Origin of the sequence: Brevibacterium mcbrellneri ATCC 49030 (assembly GCF_000178455.1) — a bacterium.
GTDB classification, from domain to species: domain Bacteria; phylum Actinomycetota; class Actinomycetes; order Actinomycetales; family Brevibacteriaceae; genus Brevibacterium; species Brevibacterium mcbrellneri.
The window spans coordinates 1-7,483 of record NZ_ADNU01000011.1; the positions used below are offsets into that span (position 1 = coordinate 1).

Here is a 7,483-nt window from a genome sequence, read left to right on the forward strand (position 1 = left end):
GCGCGCTTCATCCATGATGCGCGTGGTGTCCTTGACTGTTTCGAACAGTTCCACAGCGGGACCGTCATGCATGTCGTTGCGTGTGTGGGTGTGTGTTGTGGTCATGTGGGGTCACCTCCTTGTGTGGTTCTATTCTATTTGCGTTCGAATGCGCGGGTCAAGGATTTTGTTCGTTTTGTTTCTATTTGCGTTCGAACGAGTGTTCAGTCGCACACACGAAGAAACATATTGGACCGTGAACGCACACCACACTGGACAACAATCTCATCAGGTCGCCAACCAGCATGAAAAAGCTCAACAACTTCTAACTTCACCTCAACCGGGTAACTGGCCGCAGCCTTCGCTTGTCTACGCCGACGCCCCGGTGACACGCCCTCACGCACCCACCTATGCATCGTCCGCCGCCCAGGATAACCAAGCTCACGAATCATCTTCGTCACCGACTGCGTACGCTTAAAAACCCGCAAAGCCAAACGACGCTGCTCCTTCGTATACGAACAGTTCATACGGAATCCTCCAAGAATCCGTCCGCATCCCCCTTCGCGCCATCTGGACTAACACAAGGCGGGAACTCACCAATAGACACCGCCACCGCCCCGGGAAGCGGACCCCACTGCCCCACCCCGCAGGAAGCCAACCACCTCGGGTAGCTGGTCATCATCTTTCTCAGGTAGCTAGCCACCACAGCAAACCAAAACCCAACCACCTCGGGCAGGGCGCTATGGCGAGCGCAGCGGACTATGGGAAGGTGCAAACAAGAAAAGAGGCAGGCGACCACATGGCCACCTGCCCCTTAACGCTACGCTCCTTAACACCGCGCCCCTTAACGCTGTGCGGCAAAACCCAGCGCCGCACGGGGCAACTTAGCGCCGCACGGGGAAACTTAGCGCGGTGCCATACGGATAGCACCGTCAAGGCGAATCACTTCACCGTTAAGCATGCGGTTTTCCACAATGTGCGTCACAAGGTTGGCGTACTCGCTTGGCTGCCCCAGACGCTGTGGGAACGGCACCTGCTTGCCAAGCGACTCCTGCGCAGCTTCCGGAAGCCCCGCCAACATTGGAGTCAGGAACAAGCCCGGCGCAATCGTGACAACACGAATACCCACACTCGCCAAATCACGTGCGATGGGCAACGTGATTCCTGCAACCCCGCCCTTGGACGCAGAGTAAGCAGCCTGACCAATCTGACCCTCGAACGCAGCAACAGAAGCGGTGTTCACAATCACGCCACGCTCACCATCTTCACCTGGCTCATTCTGGGACATCGCCCAGGACGCCAAACGAATCGCGTTAAACGTACCGATCAGGTTGACGTTCACGACCTTGGCAAAGGACTCGAGGTCGTGCGGCCCCTTCGAACTCACAGTCTTCTGCGCTGTCCCGATCCCCGCACAGTTAACCAATCCGGACAACGTGCCGTCAGCGTTAGCCTTGTCTACCAGCGCTGAAACGCTGTCAGGGCTCGTCACATCAGTTTCGACGAACTCAGCACCAGATGGGGCCTCGCCCTTAAGGTCGGCGATGAAAACTCGAGCGCCTCGCTCAATCAGGGCCTGAGTCGTGGCAGCTCCCAGACCGGACCCGCCTCCTGTCACAATGAAAGTCTTGTTAGCAAACTGCATGATGGTTTCCTTTCGTAAACTTTTTGGCTGTTGGAATCTGTTCGCTGTTTAAATCTGCTGGCCTGTTAACGTATTCGCTACGCCTCACAGTCCACGTGAAATGAGGTCCTTCATGATTTCGTTGGTACCGCCGTAGATCTTCTGGACGCGCGCATCGGCGTACATCCTCGCAATGGGGTATTCGAGCATGTACCCGTAACCACCGAAAACCTGAACACAGCGGTCGATCACGGTGTTCTGAATATCGGTCGCCCAGTACTTACCTGCAGACGCCTGCTCGGTCGTCAGCTTTCCTTCGATGTGCTGGGACACTAGGTGATCCACAAACGTGCGTGCAGCGAACGTGTCGGTAGCACATTCTGCCAACACAAACTTGGTGTTCTGGAACCCCAGGATCGGGCGCCCAAACGCTTCACGTTCCTTTGCGTAGTCAACCGTCAAACGCACAGCATACTCAGCCGTGGTCACACCGGTGACGGCGAGCGCCAACCGCTCCTGCGGCAACTGCTGCATCAGGTGGATGAACCCCTTACCTTCAACACCACCCAACAGGTTCTCAGCCGGAACACGCATGTCCTCAAAGAACAGCTCGCGCGTATCCTGACCACGCTGCCCCACCTTGTCGAGCACCCGGCCGCGCGAGAACCCAGGAAGGTCATTCACCTCGGCGACAATGAGCGACAGCCCCTTGCCACCCGGCTGGTCGTTGGTGCGCGCAACAATAATCACGATGTCTGCGTGCGTACCGTTAGAAATGAAGGTCTTAGCTCCGTTGATGACGTACTCGCCGCCGTCCAAAACAGCTTTCGTCTTAACCGCCTGGAGGTCAGAACCGGTACCCGGCTCAGTCATCGCGATAGCCCCAACCAGCTCACCGGACGCCAGGCCCGGCAGCCAACGCTTCTTCTGCTCCTCAGTTCCGATCGCGTTGATGTAGTGCGCCACGATCGTGGAGTGCACAGCGTAACCCCACGCCGCGTCACCAATGTACCCTTGCTCCTGGAGGACAACGGCTTCATGCGCGAACGTTCCTCCACCGCCGCCGTACTCTTCGGGAATCGACACGCACAGCAGCCCCAGCTCACCGGCCTTGTTCCAGAACTCGCGGTCGATCTTGTGCTCTTCGGCCCAACGCGCCAGGTTTGGCTTCGCTTCTTTCTCCAAGAAGTTACGCGTCAGGCTACGCAGGTCATCTGTTTCTTCGTTTTCCCACGCACCGCGGTATCCATCAAGAATCATTTCTATACTCCTTTGAATTCTGGGCGACGGCGTTCAATAAATGCCGAAGTTCCTTCTTGCGCATCTTCCGTTCCCAACAGCAGGAGGAAGTTGCGGCGTTCGTGCGCAAGACCCGCGCTCAGCGGGGTCTCAAGCGATGCGAGCGCTGAGTCTTTTGTCAGGCGAACAGCCAGGGGCGCGTTAGCTGCGATCGCGTTTCCAATCTTCACGGCAGCCTCGACAACCTGATCATCTGGGACGACCTCGGCAACCAGTCCGGCAGACTCCGCCCACGTGGCGTTCACCGGCTCACCCGTGAGCAGCATGCGCATGGCCTTCGCTTTGCCCACCGCGCTGATAAGGCGCTGGGTTCCCCCGCCCCCAGGCAGAACACCCAGCTTGACCTCCGGGACACCGAACTGCGCTGACTCACCCGCAATTGCGATGTCACACGCAAGTGTCAGTTCACACCCGCCACCGAAAGCGAGCCCGCGAACAGCCGCAATCGTCGGTTTGAGAACAGCGTCAAGAGCCCCGAACAGACGGTCGATCATCAGCGGGTCCAGGGGTTTGCTGTCCTGCATGCGAGCAATCTCACCGATGTCGGCGCCGGCGCAGAACGCTTTATCACTACCCGTCAGCACGATTGCGCGCACTGAGTCGGTGGACTCCGCGTCACTCAAGGCGACGGCCAGGTCATCGATTAAGTCACCGGAAAGCGCGTTGAGCGCTTTTGGCCGGTCTAGTGTGATGATGCGTACTGGCCCACGGTCTTCCGTGCGTACCAGTGGTTCCCGCTGTTCGGACATGTGTTTCTCCTTAACATTCAGGGGTCGTAGTCGTTCAGAGTTCGGAGTGATTCAGCCTTGCTTGTACTGCAAACTGGGGAGCCTGCTCGCCACACTGGCGACCAACGCCCACGATGACCGCTTCTCGGATCCCGCTCAAGCTATTGCTCACGGGCAATCTTCTCCCGCAGCTTGTGCTTCTGGATCTTCCCCGACGGGTTACGCGGAATGTCCTCAATGATGAGTTCCCGCGGAATCTTGTAGTGCGTCAGCAACGGTTCGGCGAACTCCCGCAAACCTTCCAGCGTTGGGTTCCCGCCTTCAGCAGGGGTCACAACCGCCACAACCGTTTCACCAAAGTCCGGGTGCGGACGGGACACAATCGCAATATCGGTAATCTCCGGGTACGCTGCCAACGCATTTTCCACCTCGGCGGAATACACGTTGTGCCCACCGGTGATAATCATGTCTTTCAGACGGTCCACCAGGGTGATGTACCCTTCCTCATCAACGTGAGCCAGGTCGCCGGTGTGCACCCAACCGTCGATGACCGTCTGCGCGGTTGCTTCTGGCCTGCGCCAGTATTCCTTCATCATGGACTCGCCGCGCATAATCATTTCGCCCACCTCACCTGGGCGAACGTCATTTCCTTCAGCGTCGACCACACGGACTTCCGTGTTCAAGATCGCAGAACGACCAGAGGCTGACGGCTTGGCCTTGACTTCGTCGTGCAGCAGGATGATGCCGCCGGGCCCACCTTCGGTCTGGCCACACAGCTGGATGATCTCGGTCTGTGGCAACACGTCAAACAGACGTTCCGCCACACTTCCGGGCATGGGTGCCGCACCGTAGAACGCCACCCGCAAGCTCGACAAATCCAGCTTCGCGAGGTTGGGCGACCGCAGCATGAACGCGAACATGGTGGGCACCCCGAAGAACACGTTGATCTTCGTTTTGTCGATCTCACTCAGCACCGCTTCGGGATCAAACCCAGAGTGAATGACCTGGTGCGCGCCCATCATCAACGCTGGGAAGAACAGCAGGTTCAGCGCCGCAGAGTGGTACAGCGGAGCCACGATCAAGTAACGGTCGAGCATACGCAGTCCCACACCACCAATGGTGTTCACGCCTACCCACAGCACCCGGTGGTGGTCGAAAAGCGCACCCTTTGGCTTTCCGGTAGTTCCCGAGGTGTAAATAATGAGGCAGTCATCGTCCTCTTCCAGCCCAATCTCCACCGGCGTGGCGGGGCGCTGCAGAGCTGACTCGAGGAGGTTGTCACCGAACTCGGCCGCCCCCAGCGACAGCGCGTTCACCTTGGCAGCTGTCTCCGGAAATGCATCCGCCCAGGCTTTGACCGCTGGCGCGCACAGTGCGTCGAAGATGATGGAATGCACATCCGCGTCGGTGACGAAGTGCTCAATTTCTGCGCCCGCAGACTTGGGGTTGACCGGGGCGACAATAGCGCCGGCCCGCAAACCACCCAGAACCGCGTACGCGAAAACGTCTGAGTTACCTGCCACAATGACCAGCCGGTCGCCCTTTCTCACACCTCGCTCGATGAGGTCAGCTGCGAACTGGTCCACACGGTCGTCCAGTTCCCGGTAGGTCAGTGTGGTGGATTCAAATGTGATGGCTGGCTGGTCCGGGTGCGTGTTTGCTGTCCGGCGAAGTACCAGTGGAAGTGTTGCCATGTCGACTCCTTTGTCGGGTTGGGTCCTTTTCGGATTGGTGTTTTAAACGGCGATCGGTTCGATGGGCAGGTCGTGGGTGTGCGCGATTTCGACCCAGTGCGCGGTTGGCTGGGACGCAAACGCCGCTTCGAGTTCTTCGTGTGTGGATCCCAGCCGTTCTGCCAGTGCTTTTGCGAAGTGGGGTTCCAAACATGCGACGGCAATGTGTCCGTCCTGCGTGGCATAGGTGCGGTATTCCGGTACGGCTCCGCCTAGCCGTGTTCCAGGCCCGGTGAGGCCGTGGCGCGCTGGTCCGGCTGCCCATTGGGCGGCTTCGTCAAGGACCACGCGCTTCACAATTCCACCAATTTCCTCAGCGTCGCGGTTTTCTTTTTCGCGAAGCCCGGCAAGGGCCTGGAGGGCTGCGTGTTCACCACCCAAAACATCGGCGACAGGCACGGTGGGCATAGTGCCTGGGATCAGTGTTTTGTGGGCTGCTTGGTAGGTCAGGTCGTGACCTGGGATATCGGCCCGGTCGCCTGCGAATCCCACGATCTCAACATGGACCAGGCCGTACTTGTCGACCGTGTCTGGGATACCCAGCGCCTTAGCTGCTCGTGGGCGCATGGCCGTGAGCAAAATGTCAGCCTCACTGGCGAGCTGATCGAACTGCTGGACACCTTCTGGCGACTTCAAGTTAATGGTCACGACCTCTTGCCCCGCCGCAAGTTCCTTGTAGTAGTCGGTGACGTAGACGCTCAAGGGGTCGCCAATAGGCGGTTCGACTTTGATGACGCGGGCACCCAGATTCGTCAGTCGCGCCGCTGCGAGTGGGCCAGGTAGGTTCACGGCCAAGGTGATGACGGTGACGCCGGAAAGTGGCTGCTGGTTCATCCGAGCTCCTCAACAATGTAGAGAACTTTGAACCAACGTATAACTGACTGAACAAGTATTCAATAGGTATAGTGTCTAAATTGCATAGGAGGACAGCGAAATGGAAACAGAGGCAGAATCACACGGCCAGAACAGTGATCTCACTAGCCGGGCACGGATCCGCAACGCTGGCCTTCACCAGTTCGCCACCTCGGGCTTTGCGGGCACGCCCATGCGTGCCATTGCCGCCGAGGCGGGAGTCACCATTGGTCTGATTTCTCACCACTTCGGGTCCAAAGAGGGACTCAAAGAGGCGGTGGAGAGTTGGATTGTGGAGCAGTTTGCGAACGCGATTGCCCGGGCGGACGCTCAGGCGGGTGGGTCTGTGGCGAGTGCTGCGAGCCGCGATACGTCAGTTGCGGAGATGATGCAAGAGAATCCGCTCATCGTTGCGTATTTACGACGTGACCTGCTTGAAGAAGGCGGTACCCACGCGCTGATCACCCGTCTGTCCCACTTGTCCGGTGAGAGTATCGACTCCTTGCGCGACCATGGGAAGGCTTCCCAGGACCGCAATCGGGTAGAACAGGTTGTCAACGTGATGGTGCGGCAGCTGGGGAAGCTGTTCTTGCAGCCTCTCATTGATCAGATCGTGTTGTCTTTTCCAGAAAAAGAGCAGCCAGAACAGACGCCGGAACTTCACGTCACCGTTACAACTCAGGATTAACCGGGTTCGTCTTTTCGCAGTCACACGTGTGCTCTGCGGAATGGTGGGCCTATACAACCAGGGTTTATGGCATTAAAAAAGTGGGCCCCGTGGTGTTCTGCGTCAGGACTTGTTGATATTTCCACCCTGCGGTTTTGTCCAAGACGGTTGACACATCAGTCGCGACATCGTTGACAGCCACGCCAGCGGACCTGAAACGCATACAATCCGGTTCTGGCCAGACGAAACGGCGCAAAACGAACGAAACTGCGCAATATAATGCGCCGTCTTGCTCGCTTTGCGCCGTCAGGACTTGGCTAGATTTCCCGGAACAGCTGGCTTGAACAAACCTGTGCCAGGTTTGTGCCACAACAGCTTCCAGAAGCTAGCCTGTTCACTGTTTTACCCGTCTGACCAGGGGTTTTGTGGCATTAAAAAAGTGGGCCCCGTGGTGTCCTGCGTCAGGACTTAGTTGACACCGCTACCCTGCGGTTTTGTCCAAGACAGTTGACACATCAGTCAGGACATCGTTGACACTTCTACCTCACCCCCGCACCAGTGGTGATAGTTGACACATCAGTCGCGACATCGTTGACACACG

Annotated in this window: 6 protein-coding genes; 1 reads left to right on the forward strand and 5 read right to left on the reverse strand. The window is 58.0% G+C overall.

Going from position 1 to position 7,483, the window contains the following annotated elements; translation table 11 throughout:
* Nucleotides 1–883: 883 nt before the first annotated feature.
* The 5 genes from HMPREF0183_RS01360 to HMPREF0183_RS01380 all read right to left on the reverse strand — a co-directional run bounded on the left by HMPREF0183_RS01360 (nt 884) and on the right by HMPREF0183_RS01380 (nt 6,197).
* A complete protein-coding gene (locus HMPREF0183_RS01360) occupies nt 884–1,624 on the reverse strand; it encodes a 3-hydroxyacyl-CoA dehydrogenase (RefSeq protein ID WP_005881994.1) in 741 nt (246 codons plus the stop codon).
* Between the two features lie 84 nt (nt 1,625–1,708).
* Nucleotides 1,709–2,863 (reverse strand): acyl-CoA dehydrogenase family protein, encoded by a 1,155-nt coding sequence (locus HMPREF0183_RS01365; protein WP_005881996.1) that lies wholly within the window; start codon nt 2,861–2,863, stop codon nt 1,709–1,711.
* A 2-nt stretch (nt 2,864–2,865) separates the two neighbouring features.
* A complete protein-coding gene (locus HMPREF0183_RS01370) occupies nt 2,866–3,651 on the reverse strand; it encodes an enoyl-CoA hydratase/isomerase family protein (RefSeq protein WP_005881997.1) in 786 nt (261 codons plus the stop codon).
* A 140-nt stretch (nt 3,652–3,791) separates the two neighbouring features.
* On the reverse strand, nt 3,792–5,324 hold the full coding sequence (locus HMPREF0183_RS01375) for a class I adenylate-forming enzyme family protein (protein WP_005881999.1): 1,533 nt from the start codon (nt 5,322–5,324) through the stop codon (nt 3,792–3,794).
* 42 nt (nt 5,325–5,366) lie between these two features.
* Nucleotides 5,367–6,197: a CoA transferase gene (locus HMPREF0183_RS01380; RefSeq protein WP_005882001.1), complete on the reverse strand. Its 831-nt coding sequence runs from the start codon at nt 6,195–6,197 to the stop codon at nt 5,367–5,369.
* 100 nt (nt 6,198–6,297) lie between these two features.
* Between HMPREF0183_RS01380 and HMPREF0183_RS01385 the strand changes: the two genes are divergently transcribed.
* Nucleotides 6,298–6,903: a TetR/AcrR family transcriptional regulator gene (locus HMPREF0183_RS01385; protein WP_005882004.1), complete on the forward strand. Its 606-nt coding sequence runs from the start codon at nt 6,298–6,300 to the stop codon at nt 6,901–6,903.
* Nucleotides 6,904–7,483: the final 580 nt, after the last annotated feature.